Source organism: Mucilaginibacter aquaedulcis (assembly GCF_030409325.1).
GTDB lineage: Bacteria > Bacteroidota > Bacteroidia > Sphingobacteriales > Sphingobacteriaceae > Mucilaginibacter > Mucilaginibacter aquaedulcis.
The window spans coordinates 470,978-491,090 of record NZ_JAUFPR010000002.1 but is presented as its reverse complement, the minus strand read 5'-3'; the positions used below and the strand labels follow the sequence as shown (position 1 = coordinate 491,090).

Genomic DNA, 20,113 nt, shown 5'->3' with positions numbered 1-20,113 from the left:
ATGCTCAAAATAGCTTTCGATCCCATATATGCGCACCCGCTGCCCGAAGGTCACCGTTTTCCGATGCTGAAATATGAGCTGATTGCCGCGCAATTGCTGCACGAAGGTGTGATCACTCCGGACAATTTATTTTCACCTGATGTACTTGATGAAAACATTATACTTCAAACACATGACGAAGGGTATTGGCACCAGCTGCGTGATCTGACATTGCCTCCCAAGGATCAGCGGCGTATAGGTTTCCCCTTATCGGCTCGATTGGTAGAGCGCGAGATCAGGATAGCCAAAGGGACTATAGATGGCTGTAAGTTTGCTTTTGATAATGGTGTGGCTTTTAACGTGGCCGGCGGAACACACCATGCAGGCAGTAATTGGGGTGAAGGTTTTTGTTTGCTGAATGATCAGGCAATTGCGGCTAACTACCTATTAAATAATAATTTAGCTAAATCTATCTTAATTATTGATTTAGACGTACACCAGGGTAATGGTACAGCCCAAATATTTGAAAATGAACCCCGTGTGTTTACTTTCTCCATGCACGGAGCCAACAATTTCCCATCACGCAAGGAAAGATCCGATCTGGATATTCCGCTGGCTGATGGCGTTACGGATGATGAATACCTGAATATTCTGTATGATACTTTACCCCGGTTGATCAAACAGCAGCAACCTGATTTTATATTTTACCTGGCTGGTGTGGATATACTGGCTACCGATAAGTTGGGTAAATTAGCTATGACCAAAGAAGCCTGTAAACTGCGCGACAAGTTTGTATTTGAACAATGCATCAATAATAACATCCCGGTACAGGTAAGTATGGGAGGTGGCTATTCCCCGCAAATAAAAGATATTGCCGAGGCGCATTGCAATACTTTTAAGATTGCTACTGATCTGTATTTTTAGTTAAGCATGCTATAGGAAGAGAAACAATAAATTTCCAAACTTACGAAGTTTTTAAAACTTCGTAAGTTTTCTTGACTCACAAGGCACAAGCAGCCACTACTATTCAAAAAAATTAATCCTTAGCCAGAATAGGGATTGTTTTATCACGATGGGTTTTACTGATGAAATTGAATCGGATAAATAACAGCACAGAAGCGGTAGCAAGGCCTAATACCAGTCCGTACCAAACCCCGTAAACACCAATATTGAGCTTAACGCCAAGCAAATAACCTACGGGTAATCCAACTATCCAATAAGCCAAAAAGGTAATGAATGTGGGTACATTTACATCGCCCATTCCACGCAATATACCTAAGCCAACAACCTGTGTACCATCAAATAGTTGAAAGAAGGCTGCAATGATAAGTAGCTGTGCTGCAATAGCAATTACTTTTTCATCAGAAGTAATTATCCATGGTAACAGATGCCTGCCAAAAGTAAATATCAAAGCCGTGATGGCCATAAATGCAAGCACGATATGATAATTGGAAATGGCCGACAAGCGGAGATTCCGGTGATCGCCTGCACCAAAATAATTACCCGATTTGATGGCCGCACCTGAAGATAGGCCGCTGGCCATCATATAGGTCATGGCGGCTAAACTCATGGCTACCTGGTGAGCAGCCTGTTGCACCAAACCAATAGTGCCTATCAGAATAGCTGCCCCGCCAAACGCGCTGATCTCAAAGGTATATTGCATAGCCACCGGAGCGCCTATTTTCATGATCTGTAATCCACGAACTCGGTCGATATTTTTAATGGCGAAACTCTTTAAGTATTCCTTAAAAATTGGCGATCGTAAAACGTAAACCGCCATCACTATAGCCATGATACACCTATCAATAAGTGTACTGTAACCCACACCACGAATACCCATTGGATGTATACCAAACAGGCCCTTTACAAAGGTAATACCCAGGCAAATATTGATCACGTTACCCCAGATGGATATCATCATAGCCTGCTTGGTAAAGCCCAGGCCTTCGGCAAATTGCTTGAATGTATTAAATATAAGTAGGGGAATAAGCGACAAACTCAACAGTAGTAAAAACGGCTTAGCTTCCTGCACAACCGCCGGCGACTGATCAAGATGACTGATCAGCATCATGGTGCCAAAATAAATTCCCGCGAATAAAATGATACCGGTGAGCATATTTAAAAACAAGCTGTTTGATAACAGCATGCCACATTCTTTAAAGTTACGCCTGCCGTTGTTTTGAGCTACGAGCGGGGTTAAGCCATAGGAAATACCCATACCGATAACCAGCGGCACCATGAAAAGACTGTTGACCAATGAAACCGCTGCTAAGGATACCGTACCTGCAAAATGCCCTACAATAATAGAATCAGACATCTGAACCAGCGTATGCCCCAACTGTGATATTACCACCGGAATGGCCAGTTTAAGGCTGTCGGTATAATAGGGTTTATATTTCAGGAAAAAGTTTTTCATTACTCAGGCTCCAAACGGGGTTGCAAAAGTAATGATAATGATGCTAATAACGGGTATTAACAGGCTGTATAATACTCTTCTTTTTCCGTGGTATTGATGCGGATAAGACCTGAAAGTATCAGATCAACCAGCACACGCTGAGCCCTGCGGCGACCGACGTTTAACAGCTCGCTGCACTCTTTGATGGTTATACGGGTATTTTTCTCCAGGTACTCTAAAAGCGATTTTTCGTTTTCAGAATATTCAATTAAAACACCTTGATCATTGGCCGAGCGTTTGAGTACCTCAAGTACAATTTTACTGGCTAACACGCTTTTATCCTTTACACGTACATACGCCCACCATTTACCATCTTCGGCAAGGGCGTAATGAGGTTTTAGATCGCTGGGAGGGGTGTCAACCACCAGTACCAGTTTGTCATCTATATAAATTTCTTCAAAAACAGGATCCAAAGCGGGCCGGGCAAAAAAGTGAGCAGCTTTGGTGATCATATAACGCTCTTCGTCTTCAGATTTTACACCTTTGATGGTGCCATCATCGGCAACACCTATCAATAACTTGCCACCTTTGTTATTGGCAAAGGACACCATGGTGCGGGCTATTTTTTCGCAGCTGGTAATAGTTTTCTTAAAGTCGAGCGTTACGCCTTCACCCTCAAAAATGAGTTTTTTGATATTCATGATAACTCCATTATCCCTTAAACCATTATTGAGGCTCAATATAGGGGTTAAATATTTCCATCCATCTATCTGGCCTGGTTATTTGTGAAAAACCGAACTGGCTGTAAAGTCCATGAGCATCGGCTGTAGCTAATGACCATCTTCTTAATCCCTGTAGGTCCGGGTGATTAACAATAGTTTGCACCAGCCATTTTGATAGCCCCTTTTTCCTGAAAGTGGGTAAAACAAATACATCGCAAAGGTAGGCGAAGGTAGCGTTGTCAGTCACCACCCTGGCAAAACCGACCAGTTCCCCTTCATGATAAACTCCAAAACACATGGAATTAGCTATAGCATTTTCAAGTTTTTGGCGGGGGATACCCCTTGCCCAATAGGAGTCATTATTTAAATAATCATATATAACGTTGATATTTAACAGTTTTTTATCGGTTGATATTTGGTAGCCCCGCTTTATAAAAGCTTCATCGTTCATTAGTACGGTACTCATTATATTAATTACAAGCTTGTATCAGTAAAGTTTAAGTTGCGCAGGTATACTTCGTTCATTACAGATACGCATATTTCTCCGCTCTTATTATAAATATCAATAGGGTGATGAGCCATGTACTTACCCTGTGTATTCAGGATCTGCTCGGCCAGCGCAATTTCGGTATCGGTTAAATTGATCTTAAAAAACAGGTCTGACGAGCCGGGCTTCAAGTATTCAATGGTTGATGATTTTGACCAAACCTTTAATTTATATCCTTTTTGCAATAACAGCTGGTGAAACAAAACCGGGTAAAACGGATCGGCGGCAGAAAATATGGTTCCGCCAAAAATAGCGTCATTATAGTTTTTATTTAAAATACTTTTCTTGATTTTAACATGTACACCTTTAAATCCTTTATCAAATTTAATCACCCAAATGCGCTGAAAAAAAAGGGGAGGATATAAGCGCATGGCCCACTTTAGCATTCTTTCAGATACCACCATAGTTCTTAAATATCTGAAATTTATAATAAAATATTTGCATGTATTATGTAAAATTAAAACCATACCCATGCAAATGGCTGTTTTAAAATACGATATGCTAAAAGCAAAATTTACTGTAATACTCGCTTAAGCTTAAACAATATACGCGGTGTGTGGTTAATAGTATGTTCAAACAGTAAATTGATAACTCTAAAACAAATAAAATTTATGAAAAAGCAAATTTTAAGTCTTGCACTTGTCGCGGCAATCGTAGGTGCAATAGCAAGTGGTTGTGGTTCTGCTGAAAAAGCAGCCGGCGGATCTGACAGCACCAAAGTAGATTCAGCTACAACTACTACTACACCTGCGGCTACCGATACAGCTAAAAAAGATACAACCAAAACTGATACTACTAAAAAGCCATAAGCTTAAAATCAGTATGATATAAAAAATCCCGGAGCAGGTAATCTGCTCCGGGATTTTTTTATTAGGTATAGTCGTTTTAAAAAGCTGTTTTAATAACACCGCCGTCGGCACGTAAACTTGCGCCGTTGGTTGCAGATGAAAGTGGACTGGCCACAAAGGTTACCAAATTGGCAATTTCATCGGGGGTAATAAATCTTTTAATGATGGAAGTAGGGCGTACAGAAGCGAAAAATTCTTTTTCCATTTCGGCATCACTTAGTCCTTTGCTTTCAGCTAAAGCCGTCATAAAATCACCAACTCCTTCTGATAATGTAGGCCCGGGCAATATTGAATTTACCGTTACTCCGGTGCCAACAGTAAGTTCTGCAAGTCCTCTTGAAACCGCAATTTGCGCTGTTTTGGTCATGCCGTAGTGTATCATTTCGGTAGGGATCTGTAAGCCTGATTCGCTGGAGATGAAGATTATGCGGCCCCAGTTTTTGGCGATCATTTTATCAAGGTAGGCTTGCGATAGCTTTACACCGCTCATCACATTCACCTCATAAAACCGGCTCCAATCTTCATTACTTATATCCCTGAATTCTTTAGGTTCAAAAATACCGATGTTGTTTACCAGTATATCAACCTCCGGAAGCTGTTGTATCAGGCTTTCAACCTGCTGCGCGTTTGAAAAATCCGCAGCTATGCCTTTAACATTAGAGTTACCGGTTTCAGCTTTGAGTTTCTCGATCACTGCATCAACTTTGCTTTTAGTACGGCCGTTAATGTATACTTGTACACCTTCATTTGCCAATGATTTGGCAATGGCATAACCAATACCGGCAGTTGAGCCGGTTACTAATGCGGTTTTACCGTTAAGTTTAAGATCCATATTATTTTAATTAAAATATGTTGAGTTTATGGACAAATGCACAACTGTAGTGCCGGATCATACTTTTAGCAGTGATGTAATTAAAAGATGGAATTACAATGACTGTAATCTATAATTATAACTGACGGATCTTGATGTTTCTCCATTGACTTGAACCCGGATGTTGCTGTAAAGCAATTTTACCCTTTGCAACTTTAGCAAAGTTTGTAAATGCCGGGTTAGCGAATTTACTGCCAGCTACCATTTTATTCCACTCGTCGCTGCCCATTTGGCCTTCAAAGGTTTTAATACCATTAAGGTAAAAAGTAAGGTGGCCTTTATTTTGGATAAGCCTTACCTGGTTCCATTCGCCAACAGGTACAGGTTTTGACACTGTCGAATCGCCTGACATGTCATATAAGCAACCTGCCAGGTGATTTTGCTTTTTATTATCATCAGCATCTATATTATCCAATACCTGCATTTCCGGGCCGGTAAGATAGGTGGCATTAAATTTAGGATCTTCCTGAATATCAAAAATTATCCCGCTGTTGCCACCTTTTGAAATTTTCCATTGAAGGTTAAGCTCATAGTTTTCGTACACATCGTTGGTAACAATATCGCCTCCGCCTTCTTTTGGTTTGCTCGGGTCAAATACAATGGCACCGTCTTTAACCTGCCATTTTGAGCCTACGGTATCCCTTAGGTAGGTATGCCAGCCTTTAGTTGTTTTGCCATCAAATAATAATTTCCAGCCTTCTTTCTTTTCTTTTTTGGTAAGTGTGTTTGGAGCCTGAGCCATACTAACACTGCCCATCATTGCAAGTGCTGTAAAAATAATTAGCGTTTTTTTCATTGGTTCTTAGAATTTGGATGTTCTAAGGTAATAAAATAGAACAAAGTTAGGTTAGGGCCCGATAAAAAACGTTAAAAGTGTTACAAAGTGTGCCAGGTTAAATAAACACAACATCAATGCTCCCTGAAACTCAAAGGCTTATTTTTTAAATAAATAGCTCATATTATTCGATATGCATTTTATAAATAGTTATCTTTTGAGTACCAAATCTTATTATCATGTTTGTTATAAAATATCTTTTATTTCTGTGTTTTATTATTGCCTTTTTACCTGCTTGTAAGCACCGTGATATTGTTAAGCATAACGGCGAAAAAGATCTTATATCCTTTAAAGCTGTAAAAGGTATTGGCTATACAGAAATAGCCCGACGTAAAGCCGATGGTCTTTCTTTTAACGCTCAAGGCTATTATTTGGAGCCTCAATGGCGCATCAATTTTATTTCAGATGATTCTACCAGTATTTATAGCCCAAGCCGGGAGAAGTTCATTAATTTCCCTTTAACACGTGGATATGATTCTATCTTTAATACTGCCCGTACCTGGTTAAAGGTAAAGCAGATGAATAAGGATAGTATTAAGTTGGAAGTATTAGAATCTTATGGCGATTCAGTTGATACGAGGGGATCAAAAATTTACATGATACTTTATGCCGACAATTACATTAAAAATGTACTCCACAGCGACACTGGTATATTAAAAAGGGCAAGCAGGAATGATACTTTATATATCAAACAGTTAACCAATATAGCTAATGAAGATTATAGAAAGGCCTTTGCCGGTCTTCAACCAGCGGAGCTGAAAAGCAAAAGCCATTTTGTAAGAATAAAAAAATGGAAAACTGAGGGCGACCTGCTGAATCATTTTAATACTTCTGATGATTATATGAGCCCTACCTTTGATATTGCCATAAACAAGGCCGACTCAAATTTTTATTATTCGTTTAGTATTTTTGTAGATATTAATGGCGGAATACATTATGGTAAGCCATTAATAGCTTTTTTCGATGAATCTTTCAGGGAAAATTATATACAGTTTTCAAAAGCCATCATGGAAAACTACCTTAAATATTATCTTGATGTAAAACCCGGTTCAACTTTGGGAATTGTACATGCAAGCGAGATTAATGTGCATGTGGATGGTAAAACCGGAAGATAGTTACGGTGAAAAAAATGGATACTTATTAAGAATTAACCTCAGATGCTTCCAGGACCTTTGAAACTACAGAGGCACCCATTTTATTTTTCAAATACCTGCGTATGGGTTCGTCAATAAAAATCATCACTAAATAAGCCACCACCAATAATAAAGTAACGCCTAAAATCATAACAATTGACATTTCGTTTATAGATGGTTTTTTCAATTCAACCCAACTCATAAACAACCATATAAACGGATAATGAATCATATAAAGAGGGTAGGAGACATCCCCAGAAAACCTGCAGATTGATGTATATGAAGATTTTAATTTTGCTCCGGCACCTAATGCAACTAAAGGCGGGAAAAAGAATATCACGATCAACGGATCAACAAATGGATTGGTTTTTCCTGCAAAAGGGATAAGAAAAACAAAAACTAACAATGCGCTGGATGAAATGAAGCCAAGCCGTGAATTGATGATCCAACCTGAACGGTAAATTAAAATACCTGCCAAAAACGAGTAAAATACCCTTATGCCTCCGCCGGAAATATTATCACCACCCCAGCCTACACCTAAATTACCCGATATATGGGCCTCATAACAAAGGGCTACAGCACCTATTAATGTGAGTAGCCACAACGCTTTGTTACGTACTTTAACTAAGACAAGCACGTACACTATATTGGCTATGTATTCCCAAAATAAAGACCAGGTAGGAGGGTTAAGGTGAAATAGATTAAAATATCGCTCATGCACAAGGGGGTAAGGAACCATAAAACATGATGCCAGAAACATCAATAAAGTTTTATTGGAATAAGCCTCATGCAAATTACTGAAAGGATCAAAAACAAATGCTATTAACCCGATTATGGAACCAATAATTACCAGCGGATGTAAACGAATAAGTCTTAGTTTAAAGAATTTTAAAAGACCAATTTTGTTTAATCTTTGATCATACGCATAAGCTATCACAAATCCCGACAGGCAGAAAAAGAAATCAACCGCCAGATATGCGTGCGCGATGAAACTTTTGGTATAATCAGGAACAGCAATTTCCATAAAGTGAAAAATCACAACGGCAACAGCTGCGACACCTCTAAGGCCATCTAATATCTCAAAATGCTGTTTTGATTTCAGAGAGCTTGATGAAACAGGTACTTGATACATATAATTATGTTAATGAGGCTTTAAAGATGAAAGTTTTAAGCTACATTAACTGGTAGTAAAGTATCAATCTTTCGAGGTTTTATCTCAAATTCTTACTCCGGCAAATAAAATAGTTTTTTATTCCAACGCATCAGGACATTTGCTGAACCCATTGACTTCGCCAGGCCGGTGCTTCAAATGCATCTGCAAAATACTGTGTTTCATGAACCACTTTGCCATCATGAAATTCCATAATACTCACCGTGTATGCTGATTGACCCTGGTAAAGTATCGTGTACTCGGTAATCCAAAGATTACCCTTTCCAATTATACGCTTAACCTGGAAACCTGAAGGTTTGCCGGGATGATGGCTTCGTAATGCCTGCAAATTGTTTCGGCCGAGTATCCGTTCGCCCGATTGCGGATAATCACAAATAGCATCGTCGGCATAAATATCATGTTCTGTATTCACATCGCCGGATGCCGAAGCGCTCCAATGAATGTTCAGCGCCTCGCGTATTAATTCTTCTTCAGTTTTCATGAGTTTATTGGATTGATTTAAAATTTACAAATAGCATCATTAATTTAAATTTAACTCTTTGGTTATTAATTCAGATATAGTCAATTGAAATGTATCCGTTTTTGTGTAGTTGACAATTTTCAATGCATTTGATATATCCAAGCAGAACAGTTTGATAAATACTAAAATGCATTACGAATACTTCTCATAATTAACATTATGTTAAGTAAATAATTTAAAAAGATAGGCTTTTCTAAGAAAGCCTATCCTATGTTGTTATTGTGCGCCGTTTAACGCATCTAATTTTTTCTTGGTTGCTTCAGCGTTTGCTGTATCTTTTTTACCTAAGTAATATGTTCTTAAATTTGTTAATGCATCAATTGATTTAGGATTTAATTCAACTGCTTTTAACAAATATGGTTTTGCCAAGTCAAACTGGGCATTTGCTTTAGCTATAGCCGCATCGTACTCTTTCTGTTTGTTTGCCGGTAATTTATTTGCAGCATTGTACGCGTCAATTGCTGGGTTAAGTGTTACATACCCTAAATTCAAATTAGCTTCAAAATAGTTAGGATCTATCTCTAATGCTTTTTTGTACATTTCTGCAGCTTTATTGTAGCTGTCTACTTTTTGTTGTTGTAGTGTATTCTTAGTTGCCGCATCTTTTGCTTTTGCCTGCTCCCTGATAATTGACTCAGCAGTTTGTGAGTAAGTTAATCCAGCGTAATAATATAGTGTTTTGTTTTTAGGATCAGCAGCTATAGCGGCTTGAATTTTTTGGGCAACTTCTTTTTCTTTACCTGTTTGCAAGCTAATTTCTATTTCCCTTTTACGCAGATCTGAATTTGCAGGGTATTTTGCAATACCATCGGTAACTGATTTAAGTGCATTGGTTGTATCCTTACCTGCTAAGTATAATGAAGAAAGGTCCATGTAAATAGTTGCACCTTTGGAGTACTTAGTAGTAACCAACTTGTTATAGTTAGTAATAGCTGCCGGATAGTTCTTGGCATTTGCCGCTGCTAACCCTGTATAATAAATAGCATTGGTATCTTCAGGTAATACTGTGCGGTAATAATCAAATGATTGATAAGCCACGTCATATTTACCCGCCGAATATTCGGCAACACCTTTGGTTAACTGGTATTGTGCCAGGTTTAAATAGGCGTTATCAATGATCTGTTTGTTTTCGCCTTTTGTATCAAGCTCTTTAGCTTTTTTTAACGATTCATCAGCAGTGGTAAATAAAGGCATTGAAGTTGCCGATACTGTATCCTGAACTGCAAGTGCTGCATAAATTGCTCCTTTTAATGCAAAAGTTTGAGGCAAAGCAGCTGTTTTTTCGTTGGTTGAAGCTTTATCAATGGAGGTTTTTGCTGTACCAAGGCTTTTAACAGCAACCGAGATGGTAGCTTTTGAGCCTCTTAATCCCTCATAGTTGTCATACTCACTTTTAGCGGTACTCAATTCGCCTTTTTGTGCAAACGTAGTTGCTGAAACTAAGCCTAAAAGGCCAGTCATCAAAAATTTGATTTTCATAGTTTAATTTGTTATCTGTTTTAGTTTGTTATTTACTTTATCCAATTGGTCTTTGTTGCCAGTTTTATCATAAACCAACTGCAGCGCCTTTAGCCCCAATACATTATTGGGCGATATTTCATAAGCCTTTTCAAGCCATTGGGCGGCGCGGTCAATATTTTCATTAACAGCACTCCCCTGCGCAGCCGCGCTTTGTTTTAAATAAAGCAAACCTAAATTAAAAACCGGATCATAAGCAGATCCATTTAATTCAATAGTACGCAAATAAAGAGATTCTGCCTTATCGTATTTGTTTAAATGATCATAGCAATTTGCGGCTACAAATGCAATATCGGCGTTATTTGCATTAATATCAAGTAAAGGTCCAATTAATGGCTCTAAAGCTTTATAGTTTTTTTGATTATTATAGATGCTGGCCTCATCAAGAAGCAAAAACCTGTCGGTTGGTAAAAGTTTTCTTCCCTTTTGAAGAATCTGTAAAGCTTTTGAGGTATCTCCCAATGATTTGTAAATACTTGAAGCTGTTTCAATATACTCCGCCTTGGTGCTATCTACCGCTAATAAATTACTATAGTATTTAGCAGCATCAACCAAATTGCCTGATTTGTTGTTTGAATAAGCTATATAGTCATCTATTTGCTTAAAGTTCGGAGCATATTTGCGTGCATTCTTAAACGACTGGGTAGCATTGGTAAAGTCAGAATTATTAACAAATTCAAAACCTTTACGGATATAAACATTTGCCAAACAGCGCTTTGAATAATCAATCTCGGACTGAAAATTATATGCCTTTTTATTAACCGATACCTTATCAACCAAAGTTGATGTTTCGGCCAGTAGAGTTGCCGGCTGAGCCAGTTTATTTAACGAATCGATATATAAAATACTGGAATTAACCAGGGCACGATATGCATTTTTCTCTATATCAGCCGTGTCAGACTTGGTGATGATCAAGCTATCAGCCGATTTTTTAGCGGCGGCTAAGTACTTCAGGTCATTTTTCTGCTTATAATAAGCCAGATTATTAACTACAACCTTTAAAGCCTCGCTTTGCGCAAAGGCAAAGGTTGTAGTCATAAATGTTACTAAAACCGATAAGAAAATTTTACGGCATTGCATATTATTTATTCAGTTGGTTCGTCGGTGGTTGATTCTTCGCTGTTGGTAGTTGCTGCATTTTCGTCTGCTTCACCGCCTTCAGCATTTTCTTCAGATTCCTTTTCCTCATCTTCGTCATGCTCAATTTTAGCAACTGAGGCAATCTCGTCATTATTTTTAAGTGTTATTAACCTTACACCTTGTGTAGCACGGCCCATAGTTCTGAGCTCGCTAATGGCTATACGTATAATAATGCCCGATTTGTTGATGATCATCAAATCTTCCTTATCAGTAACACCTTTTATGGCCACAAGGTTTCCGGTTTTTTCAGTAATATTTAAAGTTTTTACACCTTTACCGCCACGATTGGTAACCCTGTAGTCATCAATATCGGTACGTTTACCGTATCCTTTTTCTGATACCACCAAAACAGTTGTTTCCGCGTCGTCGATACTGATCATACCTACCACTTCATCGTTCTCACCATCAAGGGTTATACCACGAACACCAGTTGCTGTGCGTCCCATCGGCCTAACGTTTGATTCGTTGAAGCGGATAGCCCGGCCTGATTTAAGTGCCATTACAATTTCGCTGCTGCCTGTAGTTAAGGTTGCTTCCAATAATGAATCGCCTTCGTTAATGTTGATAGCGTTGATACCATTAGCACGCGGACGTGAGTAAGCCTCAAGCGATGTTTTTTTGATGGTACCCTTTTTGGTACACATGATTATGAAGTTGTTCTCCAGGTAGTTCTGATCCTTAAGGCTGATCAGTTTGATGTAAGCCTTAATGTTTTCCTCTTTCGGGATATTGATGATATTCTGGATGGCCCGGCCTTTTGAGGTACGTGTGCCTTCCGGAATTTCAAATACCCTGAGCCAGTAACACTGACCGGATTCGGTAAAGAACAACATGTAGTTGTGGTTTGAAGCTACAAGCAGATGCTCAATAAAGTCGGCATCGCGACTATTGCTGCCGATAGCACCTTTACCACCCCTGCCCTGACGACGATACTCTGTTAACGGTGTACGTTTGATGTAACCCTCACGTGATATGGTGATCACTACATCTTCGTCTTCAATAAAATCTTCAGTTTGCATTTCGGCAGATGAGTGAACCATTTCGGTACGGCGCTCATCACCATATTTTTCTTTGATCTCTAATAGTTCATCTTTAATGATCTGCATCCTCAGGCCTTCGTCATTCAAAATTGATTTTAAATGCTCTATCAGTTTCATTAATTCAGCATACTCATCTTTGATCTTATCACGCTCAAGTCCTGTTAACCGGCGCAGTGTCATGTCCAATATGGCACGGGCCTGAATATCGGTTAAGCCAAACGAGGTCATTAATCCCTCTCTCGCCTCATCAGGTGTTTGTGAAGCACGTATCAGGCGAATCACTTCATCCAGATGATCTAATGCTATCAGTAAACCTTCTAAAATGTGGGCGCGTTTCTCGGCCTCGTTCAGTTCATATTTGGTACGGCGTATAACAACCTCATGCCTGTGCTCAACAAAATGATGTATCAGATCTTTCAGGTTAAGCATCATTGGGCGGCCATTCACCAGCGCAATGTTGTTTACACTGAACGACGTTTGTAAGGCAGTGTATTTAAACAAATTGTTCAATACAATGGCTGCATTAGCTTCCCGTTTAATTTCATAAACAATACGGATACCTTCGCGGCTTGATTCATCTCTGATAGAAGATATGCCTTCCAGTTTTTTATCATTAACCAGTTCGGCAGTACGCTCAATCATGAGCGCTTTGTTTACCTGGTAAGGCACTTCAGTTACAACAATGCGTTCCCTGTCGCTGCCATGGGTTTCAATCTCTGCACGTGCACGGATCACTACCCTGCCACGCCCTGTTTCCAGTGCTTCACGTGGGCCCTCAAAGCCGTAGATGATACCCCCGGTAGGGAAATCAGGGCCTTTTACATATTTCATTAATTCGGCAACCTCTATCTGACGGTTATCGATCAATGCTATGGTAGCATCAATAACTTCCGACAGGTTATGGGGCGCCATATTGGTAGCCATACCCACCGCAATACCCGATGCTCCGTTAACCAGCAGGTTAGGGAATTTAGAAGGTAAAACGGTTGGCTCCTGTAATGAGTCGTCAAAATTTAATTGGAAATCAATGGTATCTTTATTGATATCAGCAAGCATCTCCTCGGCCAGTTTCTGCAAACGGGCTTCTGTATAACGCATTGCAGCAGGTTCATCACCATCAATTGAACCGTAGTTACCCTGTCCCTCAACCAACAGGTAGCGTAAGCTCCATTCCTGGGCCATACGTACCATGGTATCGTAAACAGATTTATCACCGTGCGGGTGATACTTACCCATAACCTCACCCACTATACGGGCAGATTTTTTGTAAGGTTTGTTATTATTTAAACCCAGGTCGAGCATGCCGTATAAAACACGCCTGTGTACGGGTTTTAAACCGTCGCGGACATCGGGTAATGCCCTGGAAACAATCACCGACATTGAATAATCAATGTAGGCTGATCTCATTTCCTCATCAATATTTATTGGAATTATTCTGTCCTCGCTTAATGAATTATCGTTTTCTGTTCCTTCGGCCATTTTTATTAATTTGTGGAATCTTCTCTATAATTGCGCGTTAAAAAAGTGTTTTTTAAACGACCTGCGAAGTTAAGAAAATAGTTGATTATTGCGCCATTTTTTTGGTTCATTAACAGATAATAGGATGAGGCTAATGAACTATTGTACCAACCAACTATTGAACTTTTACCCAATGATCTTCTATCTTATTGCCATTGGGTAATGTGGCCAGTAATTTAAGTGTATCGTTACTAACCGTGTACGCATATTTTACTGTTTTGCCTAATAATTTTGAAGGTTGGCTGCAATAAGTTTGCTTTTCAAAACAGGTATTGGCATTGAGTGTATAATCACCTTTTTCATAAATAAAAGGCTTGGCACCTTTTTCAATTACCAGGGCTTGGTAATGTGCTTTATCATATGTCCGTTGCAGCTTGTACGCGGTTGACATACTGTCCGTTTTACCATTAATCAGCCCTCCCCTATATTCCCAAACGCCCTGAAGCGTTGAGCTTTGATTTTTTATGAATGAACATAAAATAACAACTGATAATACAGGGAAGATTACTTTCTTCATAACAGTTATTCGGCCCAGTTAACACCCTTTTTTAATAACTGCAATGTTTTTTCTTCTTCACTGCCTGCTGTCGCCTGGAAATTGTAGAACCATTTGGCAGTTGGCGGTAAGCTCATTAATATCGATTCAATACGACCATTGGTTTCGAGCCCGAATTTGGTACCGGCATCATATACCAGGTTAAATTCAGCATAACGGCTACGGCGTTGGTATTGCCATTCCTGTTGTTGTTGGGTGAATGTTTTATTGCGGTTGCGCTCAACCAGTTCGGTATATGTAGGGATGAATGAGCGCCCCAGGGCTTTAGAAAACTCAAAAATAGCATCCCATGAAAGCTCATCATTGGCAGTTAAACGATCATAAAATATACCACCTATACCACGTGTTTCGTTACGGTGTTTAATAAAGAAATAGTCATCGGCCCATAACTTAAACCGATGGTAAAAATCATGGTAGTAAGCGTCGCACACCACTTTCAGGCTGCTGTGAAAATATTGGGCATCGCTGTCAATAATATAATGCGGTGTAAGATCAATGCCGCCACCAAACCATCTTACCGGTTTATTTTCATTACCGAATGATGATGGCATTTCAAAATACCTGATATTCATATGAATGATAGGCACCATGGGATGATTGGGGTGGATCACGATGGATACGCCGGTTGCAAAAAAATCATCTGACTCTACCTGCAAGGCCTTTTTCATATTTTCAGAAAGCTGACCATGAACCGCTGAGAAGTTTACACCACCTTTTTCAAATATATTGCCATTTTGAATAATGCGTGTACGCCCGCCGCCGCCGCCTTCCCGTTCCCACTGTTCCTCTTCAAATTTCGCTTTACCATCAACCCGTTCAAGAGCGGCACATATCTCATCTTGTATTTGCTGATAATCGGCGGCTATTTGTTCTTTGCTTATCATTAATTACTTAATTATCAATTTACTGGATTATAACGGTAAAATTAGTAATCTATTGATCTGCTTCATCAAAATTCGGCAAATCAATAATTCATTTTAAAATTAGCTGACCTCAGCGTAATCCAGATCTTTACCAAATGTTTCTTTTAACTGGCTTAATGAAAGCAACGCGATGAGGGTAAGTATGCCCATCATGATATAACCGCTGGTAATCATTCCATAATGACCTTTAAAGGCATTAAACGCCAATGTAATGGGAATAAGTGAACCTCTTACAAAGTTTGGAACTGTTGTAGTTACTGTAGCGCGTATGTTGGTGCCAAATTGTTCGGCGGCAATAGTAACAAAGGTTGCCCAGTAGCCTACCGTGCAGCCCATGAAAAAGCATAACCAAACAAAATGCTGACTTGTAAGGCCTTCGGCACGTAAATAGCAAATCACGCTTATTACAGAGATCAATAAAAACACCACCATGGTAAGTTTTCTTGACCTGGTGATCTGGGAAAGTAAACCCGCGAATATATCACCTACAGCTATACCGATGTAGCAGTATAATACGCCATCACCCGCGCTCAAGGCGTCTTTAGCCTTTAAGGCTACCCCAAATTCAGGACTGAATGTAACCAGAACTCCAACTACATACCATAAGGGCGCGCCAATTAAAATGCAGTATATGTACTTTTTAAATCTGCCCCAGTTACTGAACAGCATAAAAAAGTTTCCTTTTGACACATCAGACTTCTCTACATTTTTAAACATGCCTGATTCAAAGGTTCCTATCCTCAGTAAAAGCAGCAGGATGCCAAGTCCACCTCCTACTTTGTAAGCATTTTGCCAACCGTGTTTGGCCACCATTACTGCCGCAGCGGCACCAAATAAGCCTATTACAGCCACGATCATGGTTCCGTAACCACGTTTCTCTTTGCTCAACGTTTCAGTTACCAGGGTAATACCGGCACCTAATTCACCCGCCAAGCCAATGCCTGCAATAAAGCGGATGGTAGCATACATGTTTACATCAGTAACATAAGCATTTGCAAAATTGGCTATAGAATATAACAATATGGAACCAAAGAGTACTTTTATACGGCCCAGCTTATCGCCAATAACACCCCATAAAATGCCTCCTAAAAGCAAACCGAACATTTGTACGTTGATGATAAACTGTCCCTTGGCCAGCATGTCGGCATCAGAAATACCTATATCATGCAAACTGCTTTTACGTACTATTGAAAATACCAATAAGTCATATATATCAACAAAGTAGCCAAGTGAGGCAACCAAAACAAGGAAAATTGCATTTCTTGTAAGTTTTGCAGAAACGGCGGTATCCATATTAATCATAGGTGTTTAAACGGCGAAAGTAGCAGATTTATACATACTGAAAAAATTTTCAAACAAAAAAAACCTCTGTGTATGCAGAGGTTTTTTGCTAATAACTTAGGTTAACTATACTTTTTTTACGTTTACTGCCTGCAATCCTTTTCTTCCTTCTTCCACTTCATAAGTAACTTCATCATTATCTTTAATGGCATTTACGCCGCCTTGTACGTCTTTGAAGTGTACAAAAAGATCTTTACCATCATCGGTAACAATAAAACCATAACCTTTTTGTGTGTTAAACCATTTTACTTTTCCAGTTTTCATAATTATATTATCATATTAAAAATTCATGTTAGATTAAACTAAAGCCAAACTGAAAATAAAATGGTTTTAATAATCAGAAGGAATAGATAAGCCTGCCTTTTTCAAATATATAAAATAATTAATAAACCAAATAAAATTATTTATTTGGTTGTGGAGTAATCCTTAAATAAGGCTTTATAGCTGTATAACCCTTTGGAAATTTGGCAGAAATGTCTTCAGTTTTAATAGCCGGTACTACAACAACGTCTTCACCGTCCTTCCAATCGGCAGGTGTTCCTACGCTGTAATTGGCGGTTAATTGTAACGAGTCGATAACCCTTAAGATCTCCTGAAAATTGCGGCCTGTTGAAGCCGGATAAGTGATGATTAGTTTAACAGCTTTATCCGGACCGATGATAAATAACGACCTTACTGTTGCGTTTACCGATGCATTAGGATGGATCATATCATATGCCTCAGATATTTTACGATCTTCATCGGCTATTATCGGGAAATTTACCTCTACGCCCTGTGTTTCGTTAATATCATTTATCCAACCGTGGTGTGATTCTACCGAGTCAACGCTTAAAGCCAAAACTTTAACATTGCGTTTGGCAAACTCATCTTTCAGGGCTGCGGTTTTTCCAAGTTCTGTTGTACAAATGGGAGTATAATCACCTGGATGCGAAAAAAGTACGCCCCAGCTATCGCCAAGATATTCATAAAAATCAATTTCGCCTGCTGATGTTTTTGCCTTGAAATTTGGGGCTTTATCGCCTAATCTTAAACTCATGATGGTATGGTTTTATATGTAATATAATGTCGACTAAGTTAGTATGCAATATTCAAAAAGTCAATATCTGAAAAAAAATATAGTGTATATGACGCCAACATTACACAGCATTTATTGTTGAACTGTTTGATTGAATACAAACGTAACAGAATTAATGGACAGACATACCTACGACACCGGAATAATTGGCAATTGCGCTTTTTTAGCGCACATCAATAAAAACACAAATGTTGATTGGCTTTGCTGGCCACGTTTTGACAGCACCTTTATTTTTGGCGGCCTGCTGGATAAAAAGAAGGGTGGCGAATTTTCTATCTTGCCTGAAGGTGAATATACTTCCGTGCAACATTACCTGGAAAATACCAATGTTTTGATAACAGAGGTGAGCCCTAAAAGCGGTGGTAAATACCGCATCACCGATTTTGCTCCCCGTTTTTATCAGCATCAGCGTTATTATAAACCCCTGATGCTGTTCAGGAAAATTGAAGCAATTGAAGGCTCACCAAGGGTTATTGTTAAGTGTGAACCTGTATCCGAATACGGAGCTGTAAAACTTAATGTAAACCGTGGCAGTAACCACATCCAATACCTGGGTGGTGAAGAAAGCATGAGGCTGACCACCAACATACCAATCAGTTATGTATTTGATGAGCAGGCTTTTGTATTAAATGAAGTTAAATATCTGGCCCTAACGTATGGAGAGCCTTTAGAGGCTGCATTGATATCAACTGCCGAAAGATTTTTGGCCGAGACTGTTCAATACTGGCGCACCTGGATCAAACACTCCTCGATAGCTACATACTATCAACCTTTTGTGATTAGGTCAGGATTGGCTTTAAAAATACACCAGTTTGAAGATACCGGAGCTATTATAGCGGCAAGTACCACAAGTTTGCCCGAATCGCCGGGAAGCGGGCGCAATTGGGATTACCGTTATTGCTGGCTGCGCGATACTTATTACGTAATAACTGCCTTAAATCACATAGGTCATTTTGAGGAAATGGAAAAGTATTTTAGTTACGTTACTGATATATCCTTTTCTGAAGATGACCGTTACCAGCCGCTTTATGGCATAACCGGTAAAAAGAATCTGGTTGAGCAGATACTTACCGACCTTGACGGATACATGAACAACCAACCTGTACGTATTGGTAACCAGGCTTATGAACATATTCAGAATGACATTTACGGCCAGGTAATGATATCTCTGCTCCCATTATATACAGATCATCGATTTGTTTTTTCGGAACGAAAAGATTCAGTAAAATGGATTGAGTTTCTACTGAAAAAGATGGAGCATACTATTGATGAAAAAGATGCCGGGATATGGGAGTTCAGAAACATGGCTAACATACACTGTTACAGTAATTTATTCCAATGGGCAGGTGCTTCTGCAGCTGAAAAAATGGCACGTACCATTGAAAACCAGGAACTTATTGATCGGGCCATTGCCCTTAAGGAACGTGCAGCAGCACATATAGAAAGTTGTTATGATCCTGTAAGAAAGGTTTACACCAATTCGGCAGGTAGCCCTAACCTTGATGCCAGTACCCTGCAGCTGATCATGATGAATTATCTCGACCCTACATCACAAAGGGCCAAAGATCATTTGCTTGCACTGGAAAAAGAGCTAAGAACTCCTAATGGGTTATTTTACAGATATTTATACACTGATGATTTCGGAAAACCAAAAACAACTTTCCTCATTTGCGCCTTTTGGTATGTAGAGGCCCTTGCCAGTGTAGGCCGCCTGGATGATGCCCAGCGCGAGTTTGCCAATTTATTACAATACTCAAATCACTTGTTACTATTTAGTGAAGATGTTGATGAGGAAACTGGAAGTCAATGGGGTAATTTTCCTCAGGCTTACAGCCATGTTGGTTTGATGAATGCTGCCTACCGTATAGCGATGAAGTTAGACAGACCTGTGTTTTTATAGAAAACATGGTAAACTTTTAGATATGATCTACTTAAACAAAAGGCCGGTATTAATAATTAATACCGGCCTTTTTTGATACTT

Annotated in this window: 20 protein-coding genes; 4 read left to right on the top strand and 16 right to left on the bottom strand. The window is 39.3% G+C overall.

The genetic code is table 11. The features are described 5' to 3' along the window. Positions 1-903, top strand: a complete 903-nt coding sequence (locus tag QWZ01_RS06715; RefSeq protein WP_290322528.1) for a histone deacetylase family protein — start codon at positions 1-3, stop codon at positions 901-903. Between the two features lie 112 nt (positions 904-1,015). Here QWZ01_RS06715 and QWZ01_RS06710 read toward each other — a convergent pair whose 3' ends face one another. Genes QWZ01_RS06710 through QWZ01_RS06695 form a run of 4 tightly spaced genes read right to left on the bottom strand, consistent with a single transcriptional unit; the run spans position 1,016 to position 4,047 of the window. Further along, entirely contained in the window at positions 1,016-2,395 is a 1,380-nt protein-coding gene (locus QWZ01_RS06710; protein WP_290322527.1) for an MATE family efflux transporter, read from the bottom strand. Between the two features lie 56 nt (positions 2,396-2,451). Beyond that, complete coding sequence (locus QWZ01_RS06705; RefSeq protein ID WP_290322526.1) at positions 2,452-3,075, bottom strand: AlbA family DNA-binding domain-containing protein; 624 nt, start codon at positions 3,073-3,075, stop codon at positions 2,452-2,454. Between the two features lie 25 nt (positions 3,076-3,100). Further along, the gene (locus QWZ01_RS06700) at positions 3,101-3,562 is read right to left on the bottom strand and encodes a GNAT family N-acetyltransferase (protein ID WP_290322525.1); all 462 of its coding nucleotides are present in this window, start codon (positions 3,560-3,562) and stop codon (positions 3,101-3,103) included. Between the two features lie 8 nt (positions 3,563-3,570). Next, the gene (locus QWZ01_RS06695; RefSeq protein WP_290322524.1) at positions 3,571-4,047 is read right to left on the bottom strand and encodes a DUF4442 domain-containing protein; all 477 of its coding nucleotides are present in this window, start codon (positions 4,045-4,047) and stop codon (positions 3,571-3,573) included. Between the two features lie 207 nt (positions 4,048-4,254). On the opposite strand from QWZ01_RS06695, the gene QWZ01_RS06690 reads away from it, so the two are divergent. Continuing rightward, the gene (locus QWZ01_RS06690) at positions 4,255-4,452 is read left to right on the top strand and encodes a hypothetical protein (protein ID WP_290322523.1); all 198 of its coding nucleotides are present in this window, start codon (positions 4,255-4,257) and stop codon (positions 4,450-4,452) included. 76 nt (positions 4,453-4,528) lie between these two features. Here the strand turns inward: QWZ01_RS06690 and QWZ01_RS06685 are convergent, their stop codons facing one another. Continuing rightward, entirely contained in the window at positions 4,529-5,323 is a 795-nt protein-coding gene (locus QWZ01_RS06685) for an SDR family NAD(P)-dependent oxidoreductase (RefSeq protein WP_290322522.1), read from the bottom strand. A gap of 115 nt (positions 5,324-5,438) precedes the next feature. Beyond that, the gene (locus QWZ01_RS06680; RefSeq protein ID WP_290322521.1) at positions 5,439-6,158 is read right to left on the bottom strand and encodes a 3-keto-disaccharide hydrolase; all 720 of its coding nucleotides are present in this window, start codon (positions 6,156-6,158) and stop codon (positions 5,439-5,441) included. A 218-nt stretch (positions 6,159-6,376) separates the two neighbouring features. Here QWZ01_RS06680 and QWZ01_RS06675 point away from each other — a divergent pair, with 218 nt between their 5' ends. Next, complete coding sequence (locus QWZ01_RS06675; protein ID WP_290322520.1) at positions 6,377-7,312, top strand: hypothetical protein; 936 nt, start codon at positions 6,377-6,379, stop codon at positions 7,310-7,312. Positions 7,313-7,337: 25 nt separating this feature from the next. Here the strand turns inward: QWZ01_RS06675 and QWZ01_RS06670 are convergent, their stop codons facing one another. The 10 genes from QWZ01_RS06670 to QWZ01_RS06625 form a co-directional block, all read right to left on the bottom strand. Continuing rightward, entirely contained in the window at positions 7,338-8,462 is a 1,125-nt protein-coding gene (locus tag QWZ01_RS06670) for an acyltransferase family protein (RefSeq protein WP_290322519.1), read from the bottom strand. A 130-nt stretch (positions 8,463-8,592) separates the two neighbouring features. Then, positions 8,593-8,982, bottom strand: a complete 390-nt coding sequence (locus QWZ01_RS06665; protein ID WP_290322518.1) for a nuclear transport factor 2 family protein — start codon at positions 8,980-8,982, stop codon at positions 8,593-8,595. 255 nt (positions 8,983-9,237) lie between these two features. Further along, positions 9,238-10,500 carry a tetratricopeptide repeat protein gene (locus QWZ01_RS06660; RefSeq protein WP_290322517.1) on the bottom strand — a complete coding sequence of 421 codons (1,263 nt, stop codon included), beginning with the start codon at positions 10,498-10,500 and terminating at the stop codon, positions 9,238-9,240. A 3-nt stretch (positions 10,501-10,503) separates the two neighbouring features. After that, complete coding sequence (locus tag QWZ01_RS06655) at positions 10,504-11,577, bottom strand: tetratricopeptide repeat protein (protein WP_290322516.1); 1,074 nt, start codon at positions 11,575-11,577, stop codon at positions 10,504-10,506. Positions 11,578-11,624: 47 nt separating this feature from the next. Beyond that, complete coding sequence (gene gyrA, locus QWZ01_RS06650; protein ID WP_290322515.1) at positions 11,625-14,198, bottom strand: DNA gyrase subunit A; 2,574 nt, start codon at positions 14,196-14,198, stop codon at positions 11,625-11,627. A 154-nt stretch (positions 14,199-14,352) separates the two neighbouring features. After that, complete coding sequence (locus QWZ01_RS06645; protein WP_290322514.1) at positions 14,353-14,754, bottom strand: hypothetical protein; 402 nt, start codon at positions 14,752-14,754, stop codon at positions 14,353-14,355. A 5-nt stretch (positions 14,755-14,759) separates the two neighbouring features. Next, the gene (hemF, locus tag QWZ01_RS06640; protein ID WP_290322513.1) at positions 14,760-15,677 is read right to left on the bottom strand and encodes an oxygen-dependent coproporphyrinogen oxidase; all 918 of its coding nucleotides are present in this window, start codon (positions 15,675-15,677) and stop codon (positions 14,760-14,762) included. A 99-nt stretch (positions 15,678-15,776) separates the two neighbouring features. Continuing rightward, positions 15,777-17,009 (bottom strand): MFS transporter, encoded by a 1,233-nt coding sequence (locus QWZ01_RS06635; RefSeq protein ID WP_290322512.1) that lies wholly within the window; start codon positions 17,007-17,009, stop codon positions 15,777-15,779. A gap of 114 nt (positions 17,010-17,123) precedes the next feature. Further along, the gene (locus QWZ01_RS06630) at positions 17,124-17,321 is read right to left on the bottom strand and encodes a cold-shock protein (protein WP_290322511.1); all 198 of its coding nucleotides are present in this window, start codon (positions 17,319-17,321) and stop codon (positions 17,124-17,126) included. Positions 17,322-17,457: 136 nt separating this feature from the next. Further along, positions 17,458-18,093, bottom strand: a complete 636-nt coding sequence (locus QWZ01_RS06625; RefSeq protein ID WP_290322510.1) for a peroxiredoxin — start codon at positions 18,091-18,093, stop codon at positions 17,458-17,460. Between the two features lie 154 nt (positions 18,094-18,247). On the opposite strand from QWZ01_RS06625, the gene QWZ01_RS06620 reads away from it, so the two are divergent. Further along, entirely contained in the window at positions 18,248-20,032 is a 1,785-nt protein-coding gene (locus tag QWZ01_RS06620; RefSeq protein ID WP_290322509.1) for a glycoside hydrolase family 15 protein, read from the top strand. Positions 20,033-20,113 lie beyond the last annotated feature (81 nt).

What these genes read in the sequence shown, in the direction of transcription:
- QWZ01_RS06690 (WP_290322523.1), top strand. Translation starts at nt 4,255, where the DNA reads ATGAAAAAGCAAATTTTAAGTCTTGCACTTGTCGCGGCAATCGTAGGT.
- QWZ01_RS06705 (WP_290322526.1), bottom strand. Translation starts at nt 3,075, where the DNA reads ATGAATATCAAAAAACTCATTTTTGAGGGTGAAGGCGTAACGCTCGAC.
- QWZ01_RS06660 (WP_290322517.1), bottom strand. Translation starts at nt 10,500, where the DNA reads ATGAAAATCAAATTTTTGATGACTGGCCTTTTAGGCTTAGTTTCAGCA.
- QWZ01_RS06695 (WP_290322524.1), bottom strand. Translation starts at nt 4,047, where the DNA reads ATGGTGGTATCTGAAAGAATGCTAAAGTGGGCCATGCGCTTATATCCT.
- QWZ01_RS06715 (WP_290322528.1), top strand. Translation starts at nt 1, where the DNA reads ATGCTCAAAATAGCTTTCGATCCCATATATGCGCACCCGCTGCCCGAA.
- QWZ01_RS06655 (WP_290322516.1), bottom strand. Translation starts at nt 11,577, where the DNA reads ATGACTACAACCTTTGCCTTTGCGCAAAGCGAGGCTTTAAAGGTTGTA.
- QWZ01_RS06680 (WP_290322521.1), bottom strand. Translation starts at nt 6,158, where the DNA reads ATGAAAAAAACGCTAATTATTTTTACAGCACTTGCAATGATGGGCAGT.
- QWZ01_RS06620 (WP_290322509.1), top strand. Translation starts at nt 18,248, where the DNA reads ATGGACAGACATACCTACGACACCGGAATAATTGGCAATTGCGCTTTT.
- QWZ01_RS06630 (WP_290322511.1), bottom strand. Translation starts at nt 17,321, where the DNA reads ATGAAAACTGGAAAAGTAAAATGGTTTAACACACAAAAAGGTTATGGT.
- hemF (WP_290322513.1), bottom strand. Translation starts at nt 15,677, where the DNA reads ATGATAAGCAAAGAACAAATAGCCGCCGATTATCAGCAAATACAAGAT.
- QWZ01_RS06685 (WP_290322522.1), bottom strand. Translation starts at nt 5,323, where the DNA reads ATGGATCTTAAACTTAACGGTAAAACCGCATTAGTAACCGGCTCAACT.
- QWZ01_RS06670 (WP_290322519.1), bottom strand. Translation starts at nt 8,462, where the DNA reads ATGTATCAAGTACCTGTTTCATCAAGCTCTCTGAAATCAAAACAGCAT.
- QWZ01_RS06710 (WP_290322527.1), bottom strand. Translation starts at nt 2,395, where the DNA reads ATGAAAAACTTTTTCCTGAAATATAAACCCTATTATACCGACAGCCTT.
- QWZ01_RS06625 (WP_290322510.1), bottom strand. Translation starts at nt 18,093, where the DNA reads ATGAGTTTAAGATTAGGCGATAAAGCCCCAAATTTCAAGGCAAAAACA.
- QWZ01_RS06675 (WP_290322520.1), top strand. Translation starts at nt 6,377, where the DNA reads ATGTTTGTTATAAAATATCTTTTATTTCTGTGTTTTATTATTGCCTTT.
- QWZ01_RS06700 (WP_290322525.1), bottom strand. Translation starts at nt 3,562, where the DNA reads ATGAGTACCGTACTAATGAACGATGAAGCTTTTATAAAGCGGGGCTAC.
- gyrA (WP_290322515.1), bottom strand. Translation starts at nt 14,198, where the DNA reads ATGGCCGAAGGAACAGAAAACGATAATTCATTAAGCGAGGACAGAATA.
- QWZ01_RS06645 (WP_290322514.1), bottom strand. Translation starts at nt 14,754, where the DNA reads ATGAAGAAAGTAATCTTCCCTGTATTATCAGTTGTTATTTTATGTTCA.
- QWZ01_RS06665 (WP_290322518.1), bottom strand. Translation starts at nt 8,982, where the DNA reads ATGAAAACTGAAGAAGAATTAATACGCGAGGCGCTGAACATTCATTGG.
- QWZ01_RS06635 (WP_290322512.1), bottom strand. Translation starts at nt 17,009, where the DNA reads ATGGATACCGCCGTTTCTGCAAAACTTACAAGAAATGCAATTTTCCTT.